The organism is Pantoea sp. AS-PWVM4, from assembly GCF_000468095.1.
In the GTDB taxonomy this organism is placed as follows: Bacteria; Pseudomonadota; Gammaproteobacteria; order Enterobacterales; family Enterobacteriaceae; genus Pantoea; species Pantoea phytobeneficialis.
In genome coordinates this window covers 153,205-176,837 of sequence record NZ_ASZC01000004.1, presented here as the reverse complement: position 1 = coordinate 176,837, position 23,633 = coordinate 153,205, and the positions used below count along the sequence as shown (strand labels likewise).

Here is a 23,633-nt window from a genome sequence, read left to right as displayed (position 1 = left end):
TGAGCAAAGAAGTTAGTGAAATAGTGACACGACCGGAGGGACGAAAAATATCGTGATCGCGACTCCGGTCGCTACAAAAGACGAACCCTGCGGTAAGATTGTGTCGGTCAACAGCCTTTTCTATTATTTCAATCGATCCGCAGAACCGCATACCAGGATCTTATCGCGCACCACAGCCTTCATCGCGTCCATACCGACCCGCAGGTAATAACGGGGATCGTTACCTTGCGGATTCTCGCCGAACCAGTTTTTTACCGCTCCGGCAAAGGCAATTTTCAGCTCGGTTGCCACATTGACTTTGCACACCCCCAGGCCGATGGCGCGGCGCACATAATCATCCGGCACATCGCTGGCACCGTGTAACACCAGTGGGATAGTGACGCGCTGATGGATCTTTTCCAGCCGTTCAAAGTCAATCTTCGGCGTATGAGTATAGAGGCCATGCGCGGTACCAATCGCTACCGCCAGGCTATCAACGCCGGTTTGATTGACAAATTCCAGCGCTTCGTCGGGATCGGTCAAAAACGCGCTTTCGTCACTCACCGCCATATCATCTTCCACGCCACCCAGACGGCCCAACTCGGCCTCAACGCTGCAATCATGACGATGGCAGAAGTTGACCACTTCGCGCGTCAGTTTAACGTTATCGGCAAAGGGGACATGACTGCCGTCAATCATCGCGCTACGCACGCCCGCGTGGACTTTGTTGCTGATATCCGCCAGCGTTTCATGGTGGTCAAGATGCAACGCCAGTGGCAGGCCATAACTGCGCGAGTAAGCCTGGCACAGGGCAAAAATCTCCTGGAAGGCGATGTGTTTAAAGGTTCCCGGCGTGCCCGCCAGAATCACCGGCGATTGCATCTCTTTGCAGACATCAAGGATCGCCTGAATGGTTTCCGCGTTATGGATATTGAACGCGGGCACGGCATAGCCATTGGCCTGAGCATCCAGCAGCAGATATTTGGTGGAGATAATGCCCATCAGCGTACCTCCGGCCAGCTATGGATCACCACGCCTTGCACCACGCGATTCACCGTCCCACTGGCAGAAGGGGTGTCCGGGGTGATACCCGCTTTCAGCGATGCGGTCAGGGCAAAGATTTGTGCGTAAACCAGGAAGCAGAAGGCCAGCTCGATATCGTTAAAGGTGCGCGAGGCAGGCAGGTAGAGATGTGGACCGGCTTCCATGACCGTTGCGGGCGTATCGCTAATCGCAACCACGCGCAGCGCAATGTTTTCCCGATGCAGCTCAGCCAGCAGATCAAGATCGTATTGGCGGGTATAGGGATGGCTGGAGACAAACACCACCACCAGGGTTTCATCATCAACCAATGATTTAGGACCATGACGGAAGCCCACCGGCGATTCGTAGAAGGCCGCCAGTTGCCCGGCAGTGAGCTCCAGCACTTTGAGGGCAGACTCGCGCGCTGCTCCCTGCAAGCCGCCGCTACCGAGATACACCACGCGCCGCCAGTTGAGATCGCCAAACGCCGACTGGCTGAAATCGCCGTGGCTGGCAATGATCGCCTCACAGCATGCCGCTACGCTGGCAAAGCTGTGGCTGTTGAACAGTTGAGGGGCAAAAATCGCCAGACAACTCAGCATCATGGTGCTGATGCTGCTGGTCATGGCAAAACCACGATCGTGAGTCTCTGCGGGCATCAGGCGCACCCGCGCGTTGTCATGCTCGCAGGCGTAATGATACAGATCGCCGGTCGCGTTGCAGGTGATAATCAGGTGACGGCAATTCGCCACAAACTGATTTGCCAGTTGCACCGCAGCCACGCTTTCCGGGCTGTTGCCGGAACGGGCAAATGAAACCAGCAGCAAGGGTTGCTCAGCGTGAAAGTAATCCATCGGGTTGGTGACGAGGTCGGTGGTGGGGATGGCCACCACGTTGGCTTGTAGCTGACGTGCCAGGCAAGGCGCGATAATGTCGCCGATAAAAGCGGAGGAACCCGCGCCGGTCAGAATAATTTTCCCGCCAGGTTGCGCATAGAAGGTGTTCAGCCAGTCATCCAGTTCTGCACGCTGGGTGTCGAGATGGTGCAGGGCGGTCATCCAACTGGTCGGTTGCTGGCGAATCTCTTCTTCGGTCCAGGTTTGAGTGCCCGACGTGTTGGCCGCAAGGGTTTCATTCATAACACTATCCTTAAGATTAAGCCGTGACAGAAAGTCAACCAGATGGTTTCACTACCTTTCTTTTTGCGGTGTTTTTGTTATTTCAATTGATAATGCAATCTACAAGAAAGAAAGTGAAAGCACAACATGAAAAAGGAAGAAAACGAAAGGTGCCAGGGATGAAGACGTGAAGAAACCGCGTGATAAATCACGCCGCTACGGATCATGCGGAAGTAGCGGCGCGATTTATCGCGCAACGCCGTGAGATGCAGCCAACAATCGTAGCGGCGCGATTTATCGCGCAAAGCCGTGAGATGCAGCCAACAGTCGTAGCGGCGCGATTTATCGCGCAACGCCGTGAGATGCAGCCAACAACCGTAGCAGCGCGATTTATCGCGCAATACCGTGAGATGCAGCCAACAATCGTAGCGGCGCGATTTATCGCGCAAAGCCGTGAGATGCAGCCAACAACCGTAGCAGCGCGATTTATCGCGCAATACCGTGAGATGCAGCCAACAACCGTAGCGGCGCGATTTATCGCGCAATACCGTGAGATGCAGCCAACAATCGTAGCGGCGCGATTTATCGCGCAATACCGTGAGATGCAGCCAACAACCGCAGCAGCGCGATTTATCGCGCAATACCGTGAGATGCAGCCAACAATCGTAGCGGCGCGATTTATCGCGCAACGCCGTGAGATGCAGCCAACAACCGTAGCGGCGCGATTTATCGCGCAATACCGTGAGATGCAGCCAGCAACCGTAGCGGCGCGATTTATCGCGCAACGCCCAATGGAGAGAAAATAATTAACAGGCAGGAAAAGGAAAAATAATAAATTATTATATTTAACCTGGCGATAACAATATCACCATAATAATTTCGTATTGATTAACGGGTAATGAACAATAACCAACTCATAATAGTGACTGCCGACGTCAGAATATAGCCGATGCCTTCACCCGTCATATATCGGCGCATGGTCATATGCATATGACCCACCTGAATTTTTTCACGCTTCTCTTCGTGCGTGGCGTTGACGATGGTACGGAACGCGGCAATACCATTGGTCAGCAACAGTGAACAAAAAGCAGCAACGGCGAGGGTTAGCATGTTATGCATGGTCATGGATATCATTAATTCTGTCAGTCAAAGCGGAAGGCTATTTTATTTCAAGTGCCCGCAGATTGCAGGTAAAAATTAACTATCAATATCATCGCCCCAAACTTCAATAAATATTTTCGCGATAAATCGCGCCGCTACAAAGTGTTATGTCGCGGCGTGATTTATCCCGCCTTGCCGTATTCAGTCAGGCAACCGCAACGCCTTTTACCCAGAGCTGCTGTGGAATCAATTGATTATCCAGCGCCAGAATATTGGCCTGTTTTCCAGGCGCGAGGGTGCCCAACTGGTGAGACAGGCCCAGCAGACGTGCCGGATGCAGGCTTGCCATGTGAATCGCCTGTTCGCTACTGACGCCGCCATAGCTCACCATATTGCGCACCGCCGCATCCAGCGCCAGTGTACTCCCCGCCAGACCGCCCGCTGCGCTGCGCACCACGCCTGCACGCATCTCCACGTTGTGGCCGCAGATGGCGTATAACCCATCGGGCATACCCGCGGCGCGCATGGCATCGGTTATCAGGATGATGCGGGGCGCGGCGCACTGGCAGGTGACACGCATTACCGCCGGATGGACATGATGACCATCAGCGATCAACTCCAGCCAGGCGCGGGAATCACTCAACCCGGCTCCGACCATACCAGGTTCGCGATGGTGTAAACCACTCATACCGTTGAAGCAGTGCACCAGCCCATCGGCACCGGCATCCAGCGCCGACTGCGTCTGAGCGTAACTGGCGGCACTGTGGCCCAGCATCACGCGAATACCCCGCGCTTTCAGGTGGCGAATCGCCGTCAGTGCATCCGGTTTTTCCGGGGCCAGCGCCACCATACGCAGCGTGCCTTGCGCAGCCTCGATTAACTGATCAATTTCTGCCACCGCCAGCTCGCGAAACCACTCAGGCAGATGCGCGCCACGGTTTTCGGGCGTGAACCACGGCCCCTCGAGGTAGCTGCCAAGTAACTGTGCACCCCGGGGATCATGCCGGTAACCGGCAATCCGTCGTAACGCCGCGTCAATTTCCGCCAGCGGGGCGGTGACCGTCGTCGCCAGCCATGCCCCCACACCTTCACACGCTTTGTGTCGTGCCAGGGTGGTGAGCGCCGCCGGATCGTCATCCATCACATCGACGCCCGCGCCGCCGTGAACGTGGGTATCGATATACGCCGGACTTAACAGCTCGACATCGCGTCGGCTATCGCCCACGGCGATCGGCTGAATGGCGGTGATGATGCCATCAACGATATGGAGTTGCTGATCGTCGCGCCAGCCACCTTCACACAGCAACCGCCGCGCGCGAATGATCTGTTCCATCAGTGGATCTCCTTATGCCGGCTGACAGGCCTGGTGATACTGCTGCAACACGTCCTGGATATGGTCGATCAGCAGGGCATGGGGCGTTGCCGCCAACTGGCCCTGGCGCACCTTGCCATACTGTAACGGCAGATATTGGCTGATCAGCGGTAACGGTAGCGCGCTATCGGCCAGATTGCGGATCAGCACCTTAAACGCCTCGGCAATCTGCGCATCCGGCCAGTAATAACGCACGCGGTCTGAATAGCTGAAGCCACGAGCCAGACGGCGGGTGGCACTGTCGCCGTGATAATGGCTATGCCAGTAGTCCGGTTTGTCGAGCATTACGCCATCCAGAACAGTGCGCAGGTGAGAGCAGGCTTTGGCGCTCAGCAGTTCTTCTTCAATACCCGCCAGGGCAAACAGCGCTTCACGCAGGGCAAACGTCAGCGCTGGCCCAACTTTAAGGATGGCGAAATGGTCGATCACCAACTGCCGCAAGGCTTGCGGGGTTTGATAATCGGTGGAGTGGGCTTCAAACAACGGGCGTCCGGCGTTTTCCGCCCACTGGCACAACTGTTGGGCTTTTTGTGGCTGATAATCAATGATATGGGTATGGTCAAACTCGACGCCAGGCTGTACCACCAGGCCGATGATGCGTGGCCAGAGCGCTGACAACCCGTGCTGCTCAAACGCCTGATGGTGCGCCATCAGCGTCGCCTGTGCCGCTTCCGGGGTGGTGACGGCTAATTCGGTCAACGTTTCGTGCGCGCCGCCGGGTACCGGGACTTCAGTGCCAATTACATACACCAGGTCGCGGCAACCAAAGTGCTGCTGGCAGGTGGCTTCGGCAATCGCCGCCAGGCGGGCGGCGCGCTGTGCCACGATTGCATCGGTCAGCGGCACCGGATCATCAGCGCAGGACATGCTGCAATCCAGGTGGATCTTCTTGAACCCCGCCTGCACATAATGCGCAATCAACACCTCAGCGTGCTGCATCGCAACCTCGGCAGGCTGTTTTTGCCAGCGATTCGGGCCAAGATGATCACCACCCAGAATCAGCTGCTCACGCGGGAACTGGCAGCTATCCGCCAGTTGCCAGAGAAAATCTCGAAAGTCAGCGGGGGTCATCCCGGTGTAACCGCCGGTCTGATCGACCTGATTGGAGGTGGCTTCAACCAAAAGCGGTTGCTGATGGTCACGGGCAAAGCACAGCGCCGCTTCCAGTACTAACGGATGGGCGGAACAGACGGAGAAGATTCCGTTCTGCTCACCCTGGTGGTGACGTTCGATGATTTCAGTTAATAGTTTCACTTTAGGCTCCACAGGGTCAGATGCCACCCATTCACCTTTCATAATCTTTCGTTGTGTGCCGGGTAGCGACTTATGAAAACAAAATGAAAGCTATCAGAGGTCGCAGAAGAAAGGCAAGGAAAAGATAACGCAAGGTGTGCAGGTTATTGTGGCTTACTGTTGCGCTGACAGAGGTTGCATTTCACCGAAAGAAAGGTGTTAATAGCGCAATCGAAATAAAACGAAAGACTGGATTGACTAATGGCACAATCCGTAGCGGCGCGATAAATCGCTCCGCTACCAGTCTTAAAAGACCAAACTGGCAGGTAAACTCAATGCAGCATTCCGATAACCCAATGGAAAAAAGCGTGGCGGCCACCAGCGAGCGTCGCGAGCAGATCATTCAGAAATTACGCCAGCATGGCAGCGTGCAGGTGAATGACCTCGCCACCATATACGGTGTTTCGACCGTGACCATCCGTAACGATCTGGCGTTTCTGGAGAAGCAGGGCATCGCGGTGCGGGTGTATGGCGGTGCGCTGATCTGCGATAACGGCACGGCGGCGGAACCTTCGGTCAAAGATAAAAGCGCGCTTAATGTGTCGGCGAAACGCAGCATCGCCAGCGTTGCCGCTGAGCTGATTAAACCGGGCCACCGGGTGATCCTCGATTCCGGCACCACCACCTTCGAGATTGCGCGTCATATGCGTCAGCATCAGGATGTGATCGCCATGACCAATGGTATGAACGTCGCCAATGCGCTGGTTGAAGCGGAAGGGGTCGAGGTGCTGATGACCGGCGGCCATTTGCGTCGCCAGTCGCTGTCCTTCTATGGCGACCAGGCCGATCAATCGTTGCAGAATTACCATTTTGATCTGCTGTTCCTTGGCGTGGATGCCATCGACCTGGAGCGCGGCATCAGTACCCACAATGAAGACGAAGCGCGTCTGAACCGCCGCATGTGTGAAGTGGCAGAACGCATCATCGTGGTGACGGATTCCAGCAAATTTAACCGCTCCAGCCTGCACAAAATCATTGATACCCAACGCATCCATATGATCATCACTGACGACAGCATTCCGCAAAACAGCCTCGAAGGGCTGCGCAAAGCGGGGATTGATGTAGTGCTGGTCAGCCAGTAAATGGCGCGGGCATGGATCTGCCCGCGTCACGACTCAGGCTGGCTGCGGTGCAGTCAGCAAACGATCGAGTGTTTCCCACACCGGTGCCAGGTCCACCAACTTATGCTGTTCGCGTGCTTCATCCATCGCCAGTGCCAGAATCCCCGCTTCGATCGCATCCTGCGGCGACACCGGCAGCGGGCCGCCCCGCAGCACATGATCCATCACTTCCTGCGCCATCTGTTCATCGGCCCCATAATGTTGCGACAATGCGGTGCGGGTGGCATAGGTGTTGTCGACGGTTTTCTTGCCGCTCATCACGTCGTGCACCCACAGGAAGCCGCGAATAAAATCGCCCTCTGCCTGACCGCGTGAACCCATGATACAGAAGCGGCGGAACTGGTCCGGCGCGTTGAGATTGGTGTGGAAATTCAGCGCGACGCCGTTGGCGTATTCCACAATCGCGACCTGGTGATCGACAATGTCACCATCGCTGTCGAACACCTTGTCATCACCCAGCCAACCCGAGGGTTTTTGGTGAAACAGCGCCATATCGTCCACCCCTTGCTGACGCGGATCGTTTTCCGGCACAAAGTTGCGGCGACCACCGAAGCTGGCGACGCGCATCGGGCGCGAACCGATCAGGCTGTTGTACAGATCGAGGTCGTGGCAGCATTTCTCCAGCATAAAACTGCCGGAGTAGCGCGAGTAGCGTCGCCAGTCACGCATAAAAAACGCGCCGTGGTACGGATAGATATGTTCCGACGCTTCCACCGAGACGATATTGCCTAACGCCCCTGACTGACGAGCCTGCATCACATCGCGATACATGGGGGCATAGCGCAGCACCAGGCCGATCAACAACTGCTCCTGACCATACCGGGCCAGCAGCTCCGCCAGTTGGAAGCTTTGCTCCATGCTGGCGACCACCGGTTTTTCGCAGAACACCTTCACACCTGCCGCCAGCCCGATACGGATATGCTCAAGATGCAGATGGTTGGGGGAGCCAATCATCAGCAGGTCAAGCTGTTGCGCCGCCAGCAAGGCTTCGGGGGTGTCATAAGCAACACCGGCATCAATGCCATGTTGTTGCAGCGTTGCCAGCCCGGCAGGAGCCGGGTCGACATAGCCGACGATAGTGAAGTCTGGCGACAGGCTGCTGAACACATGCCCGAGGTAGCCGAGACGAAATCCTAATCCAATAATGCCCACTTTCATGACGTTCTCCCGCGTTTTAGCGATCGGCGATAATGATGTCGACGCCCATTTTCTCCAGGGCGCGCACGTATTGTTCGGATATGGCGCTGTCAGTGACCAGCCGGTGAATGCGTTCCACTTCGCGGATCAGACAGAAACTGGTACGGCCAAACTTGCTGGAGTCGGCTACGGCGATGATTTCACGCGAGACATCGCACATCGCCCGGTTAATCTGCGCTTCGCCCAACTGTGGCGTGGTGATACCGGCGGCGAGGTCAAAGCCATCGACACCGAGAAACAGTTTGTCGAAACGGTACTGACGGATATGTTGCTCGGCGGTGGGGCCATCAATTGACCATGAGGCGCTGCGCACGTTGCCACCCAGCACCATCAGATGGATGTTCTCGCGGCTGGCCAGTTCATAAGCGATGTTGATGGCATTGGTCATCACTACCAGCTCCTTTTTGCTCTCCAGATGCTTGGTCATCAGACTGGTGGTGGAGCCGGAATCGATAATCACCGCCTCTCCATCGTTGATCAGGGCGGCGGCGGCTTTAGCTATAGCGAATTTGACGTCGCGATTGATTTTGCCTTTGTCTTCCAGCGGGCGATCAAAGACAAACTGGCGATTGAGCTGCGCGCCGCCATAGCCGCGAATGGCGCAGCCACTTTTCTCCAGCCAGCGCAAATCATTGCGGATGGTGACGGAACTGACGTTGTACAGGGCGCTGAGATCTTCCACCCGTACCACACCTTCGCGCCTCAACTGCTCAATAATCGATTCACGACGTTGCTCGGTATTGATCATAGGGACTCTCTTTCAGCATCGTTGAGGAGGGCAGCACCGCGTACGCCGCTGCTGTCACCAAAAACCGGGGCCAGAATCGCCGCCGGAGGACAGATGGCAAATAAATTTTCGCGCATCGCTTCCGGCAGCAACGGGTAGATTTCAGGAATATTCGACAAACCGCCGCCCAGCACAAAGGCGTCAATATCCAGCAGCATTTGTAACCCCGCCAACGCACTGGCAAGCACGGCGATAAAGCGCTGGAATATCTGCTGCGCCAGCGCATCACCGTCACGATAGCTATGCATCAGTTCCGGCAGGTTGCTGGCCGGATGACCAAAGTACTGACTCAGCGCCAGCAGGCCGCGACCGGAGACATAGCGCTCGTAACAATCGGTCAGGCCGCAGTTGCAGCTGAACGAGGGCAGTGCGTAACGTCGGAACAACTGCGCGGGCACCGGCAAATGCCCCCACTCACCGGCCAGGCCGTGTTTACCGCGGAACAACTGCTTATCCACCACCAGACCGCCACCGGCGCCGGTGCCAATAATCGCGCCAAACACCACCGCATAATCCTGCGTCTGCGGCGAATGCGCCTCTGACAGGGCAAAGCAGTGGCAGTCATTGGCGATCGCCACGGGGCGGTTGAGCAGCGTCTCGATATCGCGTTTCAGGTTGCGTCCGGTCAGACAGGGAACGTTGGCTGCCAGTTGCTGCCGGGTATGCGGGTCAGTGATACCCGGCAAACCGATACCCACTTTCCCTTTCCCGCCAAATTGCTGATCCGCCTCCTGTGTGAGCTTCACCAGGCAATGCATAAAGGCGGAGTAATCCTCGCCAGGGGTCGGCACCCGTTGGCGAAACAGCGGTTGCATGCTGTCATCAAAGGCGGCGATTTCAATTTTGGTGCCGCCGATATCAAAGCCGTAGCGCATCGGTGTTATCTCGCCATCGGGCGGAGCACGCGCCCGTGATTGATATCAAACAAATGCGCGTGCTCCAGCGCCAGGTGCAGGCCGATACGCTCACCGGGTTGCAGCGACCAGCCGGGCGAGGAGGGGAAGCGCGCGACAAAGTGACGACCGGCGACATCGCAATGAACGATCTCCTCATTCCCCATATGTTCCAGCGTCTGCACCGTTGCGGGCAGCGCGGCGGGGGCATCTGCCGTGGTGATTGCCACATGTTCCGGGCGAATACCGAGGCAAATCTGTTCCTCGTGATAGTCGTTAAGACGCTCGGCGACGCTGGCTGGCAGCGGTAAATGTCCGGCATCGCCAAAGGAGAGCGTTAACGCTTCCGCATTACGCATAATAGTTACATCATGCAGGTTCATAGCCGGGCTGCCGATAAACGCGGCCACGAATTTGTTTGCTGGCTGATGATAGAGGGTCACCGGCTTATCAACCTGCTGAATCACCCCGCGATCCAGGACGCAGATACGGTCGCCCATCGTCATCGCTTCCACCTGATCGTGCGTGACGTAAATCATGGTAGAGGGAAGTCCTTCCGCTTTCAGTTGCTGATGCAGATTGATCAGTTGCAAGCGCATCGAGACGCGCAGTTTGGCATCGAGGTTGGAAAGCGGTTCATCAAATAAAAACACGCGGGGGCGGCGTACGATGGCGCGGCCCAGCGCGACACGTTGGCACTGGCCGCCAGATAACTGGCCCGGTTTACGCTCCAGCAGGTGACTGATCTCCAGATTTTCTGCCGCTTCACGCACCCGGCGATCGAGCTCATCACGCGGCATTTTGCCTTGCAGGCTAAACGCCATGTTTTTGTACACCGTCATATGGGGGTAGAGCGCGTAGTTCTGGAACACCATCGCCACTTCGCGGTCTTTGGGTAATACCTGATTTACGCACCGGTTCTGGATCACGATCTCGCCTTCGCTGACGCTTTCCAGTCCGGCAATCATGCGCAGCAGCGTCGATTTGGCGCAGCCTGATGGCCCGACAAACACCATAAATTCGCCTTCCTGAATCGACAGCTCAATACCGTGCAGCGCCTGGAAGCCGTTGGGATAAATTTTCTTCACATCATGTAATTGAATACCAGACATAGCTGCTTCCTCTGAGTGGTGAATTAGCCTTTCACACCGGCGCTGGCGATGCCCTGGATGAAATAGCGTTGGAAAAAGATGAATAAAATCAACATCGGTAATACCGCCATCAGTGCACCTGCCATCAACATCGGATAGGGCACACCGGCACGGCTGGCAAGGGACGCCAGGCCAACGGGTAACGTGAGTTTATTGACGCTGGTATTGACGATCAGTGGCCACATCAGGTTATTCCACGCCCACAGACCATTGATGATGGTGCAGGCAATCAAACCCGGACGAATCAACGGCAACAAAATGCGCCAGAAAATGGTGAAGTGGTTGTAGCCGTCAAGTAACGCTGCCTCTTCCAGCTCGCGCGGTACGCCAAGGAAGAACTGTCGCAGCAGAAAGGTGGCGTAGATACTGAAAATGCCAGGCAGGATCAGACCGCTCAGGGTGTTCACCAGGCCGAGCTTTTGCACAATCAGAAACTGTGGGATCAGAAAGGCTTGTGCTGGCACCATCAGAATCGAGACGCACAACATAAACACCGTATCGCGCCCGCGAAAGGTCAGGCGCGAAAAGCCGTAGGCGGCCATAGCAGCAATCAACATTTGCAGCGTGACGGTAAAGAAGGTGTAGAGAAACGAGTTGATATAAAAGGTGGTGAACGGAACCTCGGTCAAAATGCGGTGATAAGCCTGCATCGAGGGATGTGCAGGCAGGATCGCCATAGGAATCTGAATGCTTTCCGGCTGCGTTTTCAGTGAGGTCAGCAGCATCCAGATAAAGGGTACCAGTGAAATCAGGCTGGCGAGCGTCATCAGGGCATAGACGGTCAGGCGGCGCAATTTTTCCTGATGTTGACGGCGGAACCACGCCAGTTCTTCGGATTGGGGTAACGTGCTCATGACTGGCTTCCTCAGGTCACTTTAATTTTTTTGCCAATAAACATCTGAACCAGGCTAATCACCAGGGTCACGACAAACAGCACCACGGCAATCGCTGAGGCATAGCCTTTTTCCTGTAAATAAAACGCGTATTTGTAGAACAGGAAGGTCACGGTCATGGCATCGCTTTCAATCATCGAGCGGTCGAACATGAGAAAGATGACGTCGAAGATTTGCAGCACTTCGATAAAACTCATAATCGAGACGAAAAACAGCGTGGGTAGCATCAGCGGCAGCGTAATAAAGAAGAAGCGGCGTAAGGTGCCAATGCCATCAATATCGGCGGCTTCATAGACCTGACGGGGAATATTCTGTAAACCGGCCAGCAGGATAATGATTTTTAGCGCCAGTGATGACCAGATGATAATAATCGACACGCTAAGATGAACCACTTTGGGGTCGGACAGCCAGTCAACCGAGGGCAGGCCAATAAATCCCAGCAGATGATTCACCAGACCAAAATCACCGTTGAACAACCATTGCCACACCATCGCCACCGCCGCAGGCATGGTGATGGCGGGCAGAAACAGCAGGGTGCGGAACAGCGTCTTGCCGCGAATGGGTTGATTCAGGCCAATCGCCAGCAGCAGCGAGAGCGCCAGACTGACGGGTACGCACACCACCACATAGAACAGGGTATTGAAGGCAGCAGTATAAAAATCATCATCGCTGAACAGATCACGATAATTATCCAGACTGACTTCAGTCCAGTTCATAAACTGGTTGAGGTCGGTAAAGCTGTAAAATAGCGTCTGGAGAAAAGGGATGAAATAAAATACCAGCAGGCCGATAACCAGCGGAGCGATCATTATCCAGCCCCAGAAACGCTCGGCTCGTTCCAGACTACTGACATTTTTTACCGTTTTAACCGCAGAAATATTTACGGTGACGGGAGAGATATTTTCCATCTTTATCGGCTCGGTAGCGGCGCGATTTAACGCGCAGGTTGTCGTAACGGCGCGATAAATCGCACCGTTACGGATTGCGTCTTACTTTTCCATCACCCGGCTAATTTTCTTCACCGATTTATCCATCTCTTCTTTGGCATCCGCACCCATAAAGATTTTCTTCAGGCTGCTGATCCACATGTTTTGCCACTTCGGTGTATTGGTGCCTGCCGTCGGGTAAGCGGTGGCGTGGTCCAGCGCAGTGAGATAGGCGGTAACATCGACCTGCTTAATATTGGCGGCCCAGGCAGGCATCGCCTGTTTGTTGGCGGGGATCACCGCGGCGGCCAGCTCCTCCTGTGAGGATTTCTGCGCCATAAAGGAGACATAACGCCAGGCGGCATCTTTATGCTTGCCGTTGGCATACAGGGCGAAGCCGAGGCTGTGCGCCACACCCGCTTCTTTATCGATGCGTGGCATTTCGATCACGCCGATATGATCATTAATCTGTGGGTTGCTGGCGAATGGGGCCGCCTGCCAGGAACCGGCGTACACCATTGCCGCGCGGTTGGAGGTAAACACCGAGTCGGTTTTCAGCTCGCTCATCTGGTTGGCAGTCGGCAGCAGGCCGCCTTTCATCATTTGCTGCAACTGTTGGTAAACCCAAATGGCGTTATCGCTGGCGATATCCGTCGGTTGGCCATTGGTCGGAACAATATGGACGCCTTTCTGATACAGCAGGTTCAGGTAGCTTTCCTGACCGTCATTGCTCAGGTCCATATACAGCGGGAAAGCATCGCCCTTCAGTTTGGCTTTCAGCGCGGTGGCGGTGGTTTTCAGATCATCCCAGGTCCAGCCTTTTTTCGGATAGCTGACGCCAGCCTGATCAAACAGCTTTTTGTTGTACCAGACAGCGATGGCATCCACATCACGCGGAATCGCCAGTTGGTTGCCGTCAAACTGATAGGCCTTCACCGAACTGGCAACGATGTTGTTAAGATCGACCGATTTATCGTTCAGGTAGCCGTTCAGCGGGGCCAGGACGTGGTTCTGCGCATACTGGATAAAGTAGGGCATGTTGACCCAAAAGATGTCCGGTGCGACGCCCCCTGCGACGGCAGAGTCCAGTTTGACGAAATACTGAGATGCAGGCACCACTTCAATATCAATATTGATATCCGGGTTGGCCTTCTCAAATGATTGCGCAATTTTTTCTTCCGCAGGAAGTTGATTACGATCCCATATTGCATAACGTAAGGTTATTTTATCTGCGGCGTGGCTGAGTGCAGGAATTAAAAGTGCGACAGCTAATGCAATTCCGGAAATTACTGGTCTGGCGTGAGACTTATTGTTTTTAGCAGACAGCATGACACAACCCTCATCAATAAGAAGTATTTCTCTGGAAAGACCCGGTGTGGATAAATGATTTTGTAAACCATCCGTAATCTGGCTGTCAACAACGAAAAAGTGTAAGCACAACCCATGATTTTCCTTTCGATCTTTCGAAATCGAAAGGTTTTTTGCGGGTTTTGAGCCCTGTTTTCGTAACAAAAAGAATGAATCGAAAGGTCTGGAGACAGCTAATGATCTAATTAGCAAGGCTTTTTTTTGACGCTGTTAAGAGGTTTTACCGGAGGTTGATAATTGTAATTAAAACCAGGCTGACGCCTTTATTTCCGCACTGCTTTCGCTATTGGCAGGAAAATATTATGTTTTGCGAGCTGCGTCATCTTATTTTCTTATTACCTTTTTTTTCTATTTTTTCTTGTCTGTTTGCGTGTTATTAAATTGCAAAATTTCTGACACTGTAAGGGATGAACCATGACGTTACATCTGCGGCTGACTTCGTCGCTGGAAAAAATGTTTCACCAAAAAACAATTGCCGACGTAAAGCAACTGGCAACAACCAGCATTCTCGCCAATGAGACACTCTCATTTCAGGCGCAATATTTTCTACCTTCCACCGAGCGCAAAACGCGACGCACTTTGCATTGGTCGGTTGAAGGGGAGTTAGCACCGTGGTTGCAGGTGTATCAGGTCACGTCTGTGCCGGGACATTTACCCTGCTACAACACCGTGGATGACCATTATCTGACCACGGAGCCAGGTCTGTTTCCCGATCTGCTGATGCCGGTGACCGGCCCGACCATGCAAATCACCTGCAATTATCAGGGCGCGTTGTGGCTGTGCCTGACACCGCCGCCGGAAGGTTTACCGCCTGGCGAACATACAATGACGCTGCGCTTATATGAAGAAGCCGAGAACAGCGTGATGAGTGAAGCGGCACTGGTGGTGACGGTGTTACCTGCCACTCTTCCTGCACAACAGCTTTACCATACCGAATGGATTCATACCGATTGCCTGGCGAATTACTATCAACTGACAGTGTTCAGCGAGGAGTACTGGCAGGCGGTGCGCAAATTTGTGCAAAGTGCCGTGGCGCATGGCGTCAATATGATGTTGACGCCGCTGTTTACGCCACCGCTCGATACCGCGCCAGGGACGGTGCGTACTGAGGTGCAACTGATTGACGTCTTTGATGACGGGCAGGGTGGCTATCGCTTTGGCTTTGAACGGCTGGCCCGCTGGGTAGATTTATGCCGTACCGAGGGCATCCGCGATTTTGAGATCGCCCACTTTTTTACCCAATGGGGAGCGGCGCATGCGCCGCATATTGCGGTACAACTGCCGGATGGCAGCCGTGAGGCACGTTTTGGCTGGCATACCGATGCCTTTGGTGAGCAGTGGCGGCAATTCCTCAGCGCCTTCATACCACAACTGACGGCGTGGTTTGACAAGCAGGGTCTGCGTGATCGGGTGTGGTTCCATATTTCCGATGAACCGACCGATCAACATCTGGAAAATTACCGTAAAGCCAGCGATCTGCTGCGGCCGTTAATTCCCGGCTACCGTACGCTGGATGCCTTGTCCGATTATGACTTTTATCGCCTTGGCCTGGTGGAAAAACCGGTCACCGCCTCTGACCATCTGGAGCCGTTCCTCGAAAATCAGGTGCCAGGCCTGTGGACGTATTATTGCTGCGCCCAGTATCTCGATGTGGCTAACCGTTTTATGGCGCAACCGTCGCTGCGTAACCGTATCCTCGGGGTGCAGCTTTGGCTATACCGGATTGAAGGGTTTCTGCACTGGGGCTTTAACTTCTACAACAGCGAATTGTCGCGTGAGGCAATCGATCCTTTTGCCGTTACCGATGGTTTGCAGGCATTCCCGGCAGGTGATCCATTCCTTGTTTATCCCGGCAAAGACTTCACGCCGCTGCCTTCGATTCGCCTTAAGGTGCTGCTGGAAGCGATGCAGGATTTGCGCGCCTTGCAATGTCTGGAAGCGTTGCAAGGTCGTGCGGCCGTTGAGGCGTTGGTTGATGACGTGATGGGGATGCGTATTACCTTCAAAGCGTGGCCGGCCGATGCGCAGAAGTTATTGCAGCTACGTGCTGAAATTAATAAAGCTATTGAGTTAGCTTTACGTTGATATTAAGGCGTATGCTACGCATACAACGGGGATTTCGTGTAGCAACGCCTTTTAGCCTTTATGTAACATCGTTCATATGTCCTAACCATCGCCACTGAATATCATCATATTGAAAACGTAACCACATCATTTTACATCCCAGATCAGGAATAAACACTTTAAATAGCTGTGTTTTAATCTGTGTAACGATTGTACCCGGGCAGCCATCGACAGTTTCCCGACCAATCTCGCGAAAAATAGTTGTGATCTCAGGGTTGGGATACATTTCTATCCATATTCCCCGTTGCACCTGCACCCAGTTTCGGGTGCCTGGATAGGGGTCGAATTGATAATAAAAGTTAAATCTGACAGGTCGTCCAAGTGCATCGGCAGGGGATAATTGATTCGTGTCGGGATTAAGATTTTCGGGGAGGCTGTCTTTTTTAATAATTTCTTTCCCATTAACATTTTTACCCGGTGGTAGTTTTCCGTGACATGTTTCATTTGAGAATGAAGCGTCCATTTTTGCTTCAGATAATTTGAGTGGGTTCACAATAAAAACTAATACAAAAATTGCAATTGCTCCTCCGGCTCTGATGTTCACAACACCCGGGATAGGTGCATTAACGATTACCCGACCAGTGATCACTGTTGCTATAAGGGCAGAGCATAAACTCAGTACGATTCGCACTGTCGCGGCCTGAAAGGAACTCGGCTCACAAACCTGGACACCGGAGAGGTAGACCAAATAGGCGATGCCTATAACACCGATGCTTAACATCAACCGTTCATTACTAATCTGCATATAAACCTCTTTTATTTATATGAATAATTTTTAGCGATTTCTTCTCAGAGGGGTGTTAATTAATGTGCTTGTAATTTAAATTACAAGCATTGCATCATGGACATGTAAAAATAGATGCTCGCCTGCCTGTGTTGACCACGAAAAGTCATTGCATGGATAATGATTTTAATATGAATGATTAACCGACTAACCTTTTTATTATATCGCCACTCTCCAGGTTGATAATTTTTTACACGCCCCTGGATTGCTAAATAGTGCGCTTACTGCCTTCCAATATGCGTTTTGATTGTTATTTAGAGCCATGCATTTATTTAGTTGATTATGTAAATGAGTGTTTTCTTAGCTAAGGGATTTCACTGCTCAAGCCAATCTAAAAGTAATTAATCACACATAGCAGTCAGACCAGGAGATAAAAATGGTTACACATACCGTTGTGCCCGATAAATCTGGGTTAACTGATACAGATGTACCGCAGGATGTTAATAAAAGCGCATTACACTCCCTTGATGCACGGGCAGACCGCTTCGACTTTCGTGATTTACCCTTCAGACCACAACTGAAGTCCCTCAACACCATTTTCCCAGATGATGCGATCATCAAAGAGCGATTGCCGGCATATGTTAAACAAGGTTTGATCCTTAATCAGGGGAGGGAAGGGGCATGTACTGGTTTTGGTTTGGCCTGTGTCGCGAATTATCTACTGTGGACTCGTCACCAGGAAAATGGAGAAAGTGAGCAATTTGAAAAAGTCAGTCCGCGTATGTTTTATGAGATGGCTAAGCGATATGACGAGTGGCCAGGAACTGAGTATCAGGGGTCGAGCTGTCGGGGAGCATTAAAGGGGTGGCAAAAACACGGTGTATGCAGCGAACAATGCTGGCCGTTTACGCTGGATCAGGAAGGTAATGCGGTTTTCCAACGACCGGCTGAGGATTGGGCAGACAACGCTGCGCGACGTCCGTTAGGTATCTATTATCGAGTTGACCGACAGACTATTGCAGATATGCAGGCAGCAATAAGTGAAATTGGGGCCATCTATGTCTCTTGCAAAGTCCACGATGGTTGGGAAAATCTCAACTCGTTGAAAAAACGTAAAATCTCCGCCCCACAAAGCCATGCGGAGATACCGGTAATTGGCCAGGCAAAGAAGCCGATTTTCTCCGGCCATTCGTTCGCCATGGTGGGCTACAACGACAGTGGATTTGTTGTACAAAACTCCTGGGGTGAGAAATGGGGAGCGGGCGGCTTCGCTATTCTGACCTATGATGACTGGATCGTTAACGGAACAGACTGCTGGGCTTGTGCATTAGGCGTTCCGATAAAAGTCAGACTTAACGGGATATTGCAGACCGTTAAGCCCTCACCCTTCCGACTCAGCAGTCGTTCGTTGACAGAACTGGACCGAGCTACTCGTCAGCCTGGTAATCCCCCGAATGACCCCTGGCCCATCCCTTTCTGACTCAGGCTTATCAACCCTGGACAACGACAGAGGCATACCAGCACACTCTGATATCAGGCAACGATGGAAAATTGGATGTTAGTGATATGACGCGCTCCGCCATAGATAACGACGGTTATGCGCATCAACTTGTGGTTGAGAACCCTCTGACATGGCTGAAATCGCAACCTAATCAACACACGCTGAAACTGGTAATTTATGCGCATGGTGGTCTCAATAATCAGGACGATTCCATCACGCGTATTCGGGTTTTGGCCCCTTACTTCGTTGTCAATGGGATTTATCCGTTATTTCTTACCTGGAAAACGGGGGCGGGTGAAACATTAACCGATATCATGCAAGATTGGGCTAAAAAGGTTTTACCGGATAACTGGTTGCGCTCATCAGGCTGGCTTAATGAGTTGGGTGAAACAAAGGATTTAGCGCTCGAAGCACTGGCCCGGGTGTTAGGCAAAGGTGTCTGGAGTGAAATGCGTGAAAATGCTGAAGAGGCAGCAGTTTCTTGCGTGCAGAATGATCGGTTACTGGATTTATTGGCAAGAAAGTTAATCATATTGCAGGAAAACCTCAACAGCACTAATACAAAATTGGAGATTCACTGCATCGGACATTCTGCGGGTTCAATTTTATTGGGCCATCTGTTGGAACGGTTTATACGTGATGATCTGCTGGCTAAAGCCCCTCCAATTTCTACCCTGACACTTTATGCCGCAGCCTGTTCGGTGCGTTTCGCTGTAGAAAAGTTTTTACCTGCGGCGGATAACGCGCTGTTTTCATTATCTAATTTGTGGCTCTATTACCTGAGCGACGACAATGAAAAGGCGGATGGATTACCAACTGCCGACGTACCGATGTATGGAAAATCACTTCTTTATCTGGTTTCACGGGCGCTTGATGATCACCCTAATATGCCGATTCTGGGCATGTGTCGGGCATTAGATCCGAAATTTAACGCCAACAAAAAGCAATGGGCGGAAGAGGAGATGGCATCGCTCGAGATATGGCAAAATCGTTGGGGGGTGCTCGGTAGCGGCAATAAATTAGCAATACAAATAAGCGATCCGAAAGTGCGAATTACGCGTGCTAATGATCAAAGTGCAGCGACTCACGGTTCGTTTGATAACAATATTGACATTTTGACGCAGACGATCGAGCGCATTATGGGACATGCGTTGCCTCACCCCCTGGAGTGGCTTGACTACTAGCGAATAACATTCCCTGCGGTTTAATGAACCGGGCGGTTTTGTTATGCTGCCGGTTCAGCCGCAGGGAGGACGCAATGCGCACAATGCAGTTAAGGTGGATCAAGCGTTGCCGTTGCGCAGGTTGGTGCATACGGCAGTGGATCAGTTTATGGCGCAGAACGGTTGCCTACAACTGGCGTAGCGGCGCGATTTATCGCGCAGATCCGTGCGCGATGCCGGAAAAAGATCGCGCGATAAATCGCGCCGCTACGGTGATTTATTGAAAAGTGACGGTTTTTTTGGGTTTTTGGTCAACCGCCAACGAGAACACATCCGGGCGGGCATAATGTCCGACCACGTCAAAATCATAGCGGGCGCGAATCAACTCATCGGTGTCGATTTGGGCCGTGAGTAATCCTTCGCTGCCGCGCAACGGTCCTGCCAGTACATCCCCAAGTGGACCGATAATCACGCTTCCTCCCTGAATCAGCGGGCGTTGGCTGTCCCAGCCGGGGATCTCTATACCCAATTCGGCTGGCGAGGGTTGCAACTGGCAGGCGCTTAACACAAAACAGCGACCTTCGTGGGCGATATGCCGCATTGATGCCTGCCATACATCACGTTCATCTACCGTGGGCGCGCACCAGATTTCTACCCCTTTGGCATACATGGCGGTACGCAGCAACGGCATATGGTTTTCCCAGCAGATGGCGGCACCGATACGTCCAGCCTGAGTATCCACCACCGGCAGCGTAGAACCATCGCCCTGGCCCCAAATCAGGCGTTCGGTTCCGGTTGGCATCAGCTTGCGATGTTTTGCCACCAGACCATGTTCCGGTTCGAAAAATAACGCGCTGCAATACAGGGTGCTGCCTTCACGTTCAATCACACCAATCACCAGTGCGGCCTGGGTGCGTTGTGCCAGTGCGGCCAGCGCCTCCGTTTCTTTACCCGGCACATCAATGGCGTTGGCAAAATATTCTGCCCAGGTTTCACGTCCCTGTGGCAGACGATAGCCCAATTGGGTGCCAAAGGTTTCACCTTTCGGATAGCCGCCAAGCAGGGCTTCGGGCATCACTACCAGGCGCGCCTGGCTGGCAGTAATTTGTTGTTCATAAGACAGAATCTTCTCTAACGTCTGCGCTTTACCTTCAGGTGCGGAGCCAATTTGTAGCACCGCCACGGTTGAGGATGTCATGGCAATTTACCTGTGAGCGGGGAGTTGAAGCCAAGATATACCTTGGTATAGTGCTATGAATCAATCCTCAAAAATAACTATCAGATATGAATACAATTAATATCGAGTCGCTTGACCTGAATTTGTTTAAAGTTTTCGAAGCGTTGTATGAAGAGGGCAGCGCCAGCCGGGCTGCGCTGCGTCTTGGCATCACCCAGTCGGCCGTCAGTGCCGCGCTGGGCCGGTTGCGGAAAATTTATGGTGACCCTATGTTTGAACGCACGGGGCGCGGCTTACGCCCGAGCCGTCGTGCGGAGGAATTAAAACCCATCGTCAGTGAAGCGTTAAATCGCTGTCGTCAGAGTCTGGCGCTGGCGCAGCGGGAACAGGCGGAATTCGAGGGCAGAACCCTGGTGTTAGGCTGGTCCGACGATTATGAAATCGCGCTGGCACGCCAGCTGATCAACCGTGTGGCAGAGGCGTATCCCGGACTGCGGCTGATCTTCCGACAAATTCACAGCCGCATCGCTGCCGGGATGTTGATGAACCGGATGGTCGATTTGGCCGTGACTTCTGGCAGTGGCAACTCAGCGGCGTTGAGTAAAGAGTTGGTCGGGGTCAATGGTTACGCCTGTGTACTGGACTTTGCACCACCAACGGGTGAATTGACGCTGAGTGACTACACCCAACTGCAACATATTCTGATCTCTTCGGGGGGCGTGGTGGGGATCGTTGATGAAGTGCTGGCTGAGCTGGGCCTGAAACGCACGGTTGAAGCGGCGGCGACCCACTTTTCGGCGGTGCCTTATCTGATCAAAGGTTCGCGCTCGATTGTGACGTTACCCAGCCATGCCGCTCAGGCTATGGCGACGATGTTTGATTTGCGGCTGGTTCACTGTCCAATTGCCTTACCCGATTATCCGATCGAGTTATCCTGGCGAACTGACAGCCTGAGGGACCCGGCGGTGGCCGGGGTCAGGAATATTCTGCGGGAATTGTTGAAAGCCATTCCCCCCAATGTAGCGGCGCAATTCTGAGCGCGCTGCCAGAAAAAACCGCGCGATAAATCGCGCCGCTACGGAAGTGGTGAAGTGTTAAATCGCGCCGCGACGGATTCAGAAGCGTCTGGCCGGGCTAAACGGCTCCATCGCAATGCTGCTGCGTTCACCGTGCATCATCTCTGCCAGCAGCATCCCGGTGGCCGGGCCGAGGGTAAATCCCTGATGTCCATGACCAAAGGCGCACCACATGCCGCGTTGTCCTGGAACTGCGCCAATCACCGGTTTCATATCCGGCATGCAGGGACGGGCACCTTTCCAGGGTTCCGCTTCGACCGCCTCTCCCAGCGGCAACAACTGCCGCGCCACCTGTTCCACCGCTCTGAGCTGATGAGGGGTGGCGGGGGCATCAATATGCGCCAGTTCCGCCCCGGTGGTGATACGCAACCCGCGTGCCATCGGGGCCACCAGATAGCCGCGCTCTTCATCCAGCATCCAGTGACGTGGCGTAGCGCCAGCGACCGGCTGGAAATGTTGATGGTAGCCGCGCTTCACAAACAGCGGCGGACGGTAGCCGAAATCACCGGTAAGTTGTGGACTCCAGGGACCGAGTGCCACCACCACCTGACGCGCTTTCACCGCTTCGCCATGCTGATTATCAACCTGCCAGCCGCCCTCAGTTGTCGGACGCAACGTCTGCGCGTTGCCCTGATGCCAGGCTGCGCCACGAGCAAATAATAAGGCGGCATAGGCTTTTACCAACGCGCCCGGATCGCGCACCGTCAGGGGATCGCTCCAGTACACCGCACCGCTCAGTTCAGCCCGCAGCGCGGGCTCGGTGGCGCGCAGCTGGGCTGCATCCAGTTTGCGATGATTCACCCCCAGCGCCAGCAGGTTATCAGCCTCAACAAAGGCCGCATCACGCTGTTTATCGCTGCGAAACAGCATCAGCCAGCCACGTTCGCCTAACAGATGGCGGGCATTAGCCGCATCGAGCAGGGCTTCATGGGTGTCGATCGACAACGCAATCAACGAGGCGTAAGCCGCCGCAATCGGGGCATAAGCGCGGGGTGCTGAGCGAGCGTAGTAGCGCAGCAGCGGTGACGCCAGCGCCGGGATGGCACGCGGATGATAGCGTACATCCAGCCGACGGTTACCTGCCACGCTAAGTAACGTCTTGATATCACGCGGGAAGGCGTAAGGATGTACCGCCTCCCGCTGGATGATCCCCGCGTTACCGTAAGAGGTTTCCTCGCCGGGTTCGCGCCGGTCCAGCAGCGCCACATCGTAGCCGCGCTGTTGCAGGTGGAGGGCGCAACTGACGCCGACCATTCCCGCGCCCAGCACTAACACATCATGTGCCATCGCTTCACTCCGTTTTGGGTTTCTGTGCCACCACGGTAATTTCCAGCAGCGCCTCCTGCAACACTAATCCAGCCAGTACCGTGGTTCGCACTGGCAATGGATCGCTAAACCATTTGGCATAAGCCAGGTTAAAGGGGGCAAACAAGTCCGCGTCAGTTAAATAAACGGTGCAGGAGAAGATATCCGCCAGCGTGCAACCCTGTTCTTGCAACGTGGCTTCGATAGTTGACATGACGCGGTCGGTCTGACGGCTGACTTCCGCCGCCAGCGTGCCATCTTCTTCAAAACCGATCACGCCGGATAACCACACCTGGTCACCGACCAGACGCACTTTGGAAAAAGGTAAATTCATACGATCC

General features: G+C 53.7%; 22 protein-coding genes. 5 read left to right on the top strand and 17 right to left on the bottom strand.

Features of this window, described 5'->3' with window-relative positions:
* Positions 1-123: 123 nt before the first annotated feature.
* The 6 genes from kbaY to kbaZ form a co-directional block, all read right to left on the bottom strand.
* Positions 124-981: a tagatose-bisphosphate aldolase subunit KbaY gene (kbaY, locus tag L579_RS05460; RefSeq protein ID WP_021183278.1), complete on the bottom strand. Its 858-nt coding sequence runs from the start codon at positions 979-981 to the stop codon at positions 124-126.
* Positions 981-2,141 carry an SIS domain-containing protein gene (locus L579_RS05455; protein WP_021183277.1) on the bottom strand — a complete coding sequence of 387 codons (1,161 nt, stop codon included), beginning with the start codon at positions 2,139-2,141 and terminating at the stop codon, positions 981-983. The genes kbaY and L579_RS05455 overlap by 1 nt, the downstream gene beginning before the upstream one ends.
* 77 nt (positions 2,142-2,218) lie before the next feature.
* A complete protein-coding gene (locus L579_RS05450) occupies positions 2,219-2,905 on the bottom strand; it encodes a hypothetical protein (protein WP_021183276.1) in 687 nt (228 codons plus the stop codon).
* Positions 2,906-3,008: 103 nt separating this feature from the next.
* Complete coding sequence (locus tag L579_RS05445; RefSeq protein ID WP_021183275.1) at positions 3,009-3,245, bottom strand: hypothetical protein; 237 nt, start codon at positions 3,243-3,245, stop codon at positions 3,009-3,011.
* 181 nt (positions 3,246-3,426) lie between these two features.
* The gene (gene nagA / locus L579_RS05440; RefSeq protein WP_021183274.1) at positions 3,427-4,554 is read right to left on the bottom strand and encodes an N-acetylglucosamine-6-phosphate deacetylase; all 1,128 of its coding nucleotides are present in this window, start codon (positions 4,552-4,554) and stop codon (positions 3,427-3,429) included.
* Positions 4,555-4,566: 12 nt separating this feature from the next.
* Complete coding sequence (kbaZ, locus tag L579_RS05435) at positions 4,567-5,847, bottom strand: tagatose-bisphosphate aldolase subunit KbaZ (RefSeq protein WP_036625354.1); 1,281 nt, start codon at positions 5,845-5,847, stop codon at positions 4,567-4,569.
* Positions 5,848-6,161: 314 nt separating this feature from the next.
* On the opposite strand from kbaZ, the gene L579_RS05430 reads away from it, so the two are divergent.
* Positions 6,162-6,968 (top strand): DeoR family transcriptional regulator, encoded by an 807-nt coding sequence (locus L579_RS05430; RefSeq protein WP_021183272.1) that lies wholly within the window; start codon positions 6,162-6,164, stop codon positions 6,966-6,968.
* A 33-nt stretch (positions 6,969-7,001) separates the two neighbouring features.
* On the opposite strand, the gene L579_RS05425 is transcribed toward L579_RS05430, so the two are convergent.
* The 7 genes from L579_RS05425 to L579_RS05395 all read right to left on the bottom strand — a co-directional run bounded on the left by L579_RS05425 (position 7,002) and on the right by L579_RS05395 (position 14,183).
* A complete protein-coding gene (locus L579_RS05425; protein WP_021183271.1) occupies positions 7,002-8,165 on the bottom strand; it encodes a Gfo/Idh/MocA family protein in 1,164 nt (387 codons plus the stop codon).
* Positions 8,166-8,181: 16 nt separating this feature from the next.
* On the bottom strand, positions 8,182-8,952 hold the full coding sequence (agaR, locus tag L579_RS05420) for a transcriptional repressor AgaR (RefSeq protein WP_021183270.1): 771 nt from the start codon (positions 8,950-8,952) through the stop codon (positions 8,182-8,184).
* Positions 8,949-9,866 carry an ROK family protein gene (locus tag L579_RS05415; protein WP_021183269.1) on the bottom strand — a complete coding sequence of 306 codons (918 nt, stop codon included), beginning with the start codon at positions 9,864-9,866 and terminating at the stop codon, positions 8,949-8,951. The genes agaR and L579_RS05415 overlap by 4 nt, the downstream gene beginning before the upstream one ends.
* A gap of 5 nt (positions 9,867-9,871) precedes the next feature.
* On the bottom strand, positions 9,872-10,996 hold the full coding sequence (locus L579_RS05410; protein ID WP_021183268.1) for an ABC transporter ATP-binding protein: 1,125 nt from the start codon (positions 10,994-10,996) through the stop codon (positions 9,872-9,874).
* A 23-nt stretch (positions 10,997-11,019) separates the two neighbouring features.
* Positions 11,020-11,802, bottom strand: a complete 783-nt coding sequence (locus L579_RS05405; RefSeq protein ID WP_051337942.1) for a carbohydrate ABC transporter permease — start codon at positions 11,800-11,802, stop codon at positions 11,020-11,022.
* A gap of 98 nt (positions 11,803-11,900) precedes the next feature.
* On the bottom strand, positions 11,901-12,836 hold the full coding sequence (locus L579_RS05400; protein ID WP_021183266.1) for a carbohydrate ABC transporter permease: 936 nt from the start codon (positions 12,834-12,836) through the stop codon (positions 11,901-11,903).
* An 81-nt stretch (positions 12,837-12,917) separates the two neighbouring features.
* Positions 12,918-14,183, bottom strand: coding sequence for an ABC transporter substrate-binding protein (locus L579_RS05395; protein WP_051337939.1), 1,266 nt, complete (start codon positions 14,181-14,183; stop codon positions 12,918-12,920).
* A 453-nt stretch (positions 14,184-14,636) separates the two neighbouring features.
* On the opposite strand from L579_RS05395, the gene L579_RS05390 reads away from it, so the two are divergent.
* Complete coding sequence (locus L579_RS05390; protein WP_021183264.1) at positions 14,637-16,307, top strand: DUF4091 domain-containing protein; 1,671 nt, start codon at positions 14,637-14,639, stop codon at positions 16,305-16,307.
* Between the two features lie 58 nt (positions 16,308-16,365).
* Here the strand turns inward: L579_RS05390 and L579_RS05385 are convergent, their stop codons facing one another.
* A complete protein-coding gene (locus tag L579_RS05385) occupies positions 16,366-17,067 on the bottom strand; it encodes a hypothetical protein (RefSeq protein WP_036625206.1) in 702 nt (233 codons plus the stop codon).
* A gap of 439 nt (positions 17,068-17,506) precedes the next feature.
* Between L579_RS05385 and L579_RS05380 the strand changes: the two genes are divergently transcribed.
* Together L579_RS05380 and L579_RS05375 are read left to right on the top strand one after the other, a co-directional pair.
* Positions 17,507-18,550, top strand: coding sequence for a C1 family peptidase (locus L579_RS05380; protein WP_021183263.1), 1,044 nt, complete (start codon positions 17,507-17,509; stop codon positions 18,548-18,550).
* A gap of 71 nt (positions 18,551-18,621) precedes the next feature.
* A complete protein-coding gene (locus tag L579_RS05375; protein ID WP_152521869.1) occupies positions 18,622-19,755 on the top strand; it encodes a hypothetical protein in 1,134 nt (377 codons plus the stop codon).
* Positions 19,756-20,011: 256 nt separating this feature from the next.
* Here the strand turns inward: L579_RS05375 and L579_RS05370 are convergent, their stop codons facing one another.
* Positions 20,012-20,932 (bottom strand): carbon-nitrogen hydrolase family protein, encoded by a 921-nt coding sequence (locus L579_RS05370; RefSeq protein WP_021183260.1) that lies wholly within the window; start codon positions 20,930-20,932, stop codon positions 20,012-20,014.
* 86 nt (positions 20,933-21,018) lie between these two features.
* Between L579_RS05370 and L579_RS05365 the strand changes: the two genes are divergently transcribed.
* Entirely contained in the window at positions 21,019-21,948 is a 930-nt protein-coding gene (locus L579_RS05365) for a LysR family transcriptional regulator (protein WP_021183259.1), read from the top strand.
* 78 nt (positions 21,949-22,026) lie between these two features.
* Here the strand turns inward: L579_RS05365 and L579_RS05360 are convergent, their stop codons facing one another.
* On the bottom strand, positions 22,027-23,274 hold the full coding sequence (locus L579_RS05360) for an NAD(P)/FAD-dependent oxidoreductase (RefSeq protein WP_021183258.1): 1,248 nt from the start codon (positions 23,272-23,274) through the stop codon (positions 22,027-22,029).
* A 4-nt stretch (positions 23,275-23,278) separates the two neighbouring features.
* Positions 23,279-23,626 (bottom strand): RidA family protein, encoded by a 348-nt coding sequence (locus L579_RS05355; protein WP_021183257.1) that lies wholly within the window; start codon positions 23,624-23,626, stop codon positions 23,279-23,281.
* Positions 23,627-23,633 lie beyond the last annotated feature (7 nt).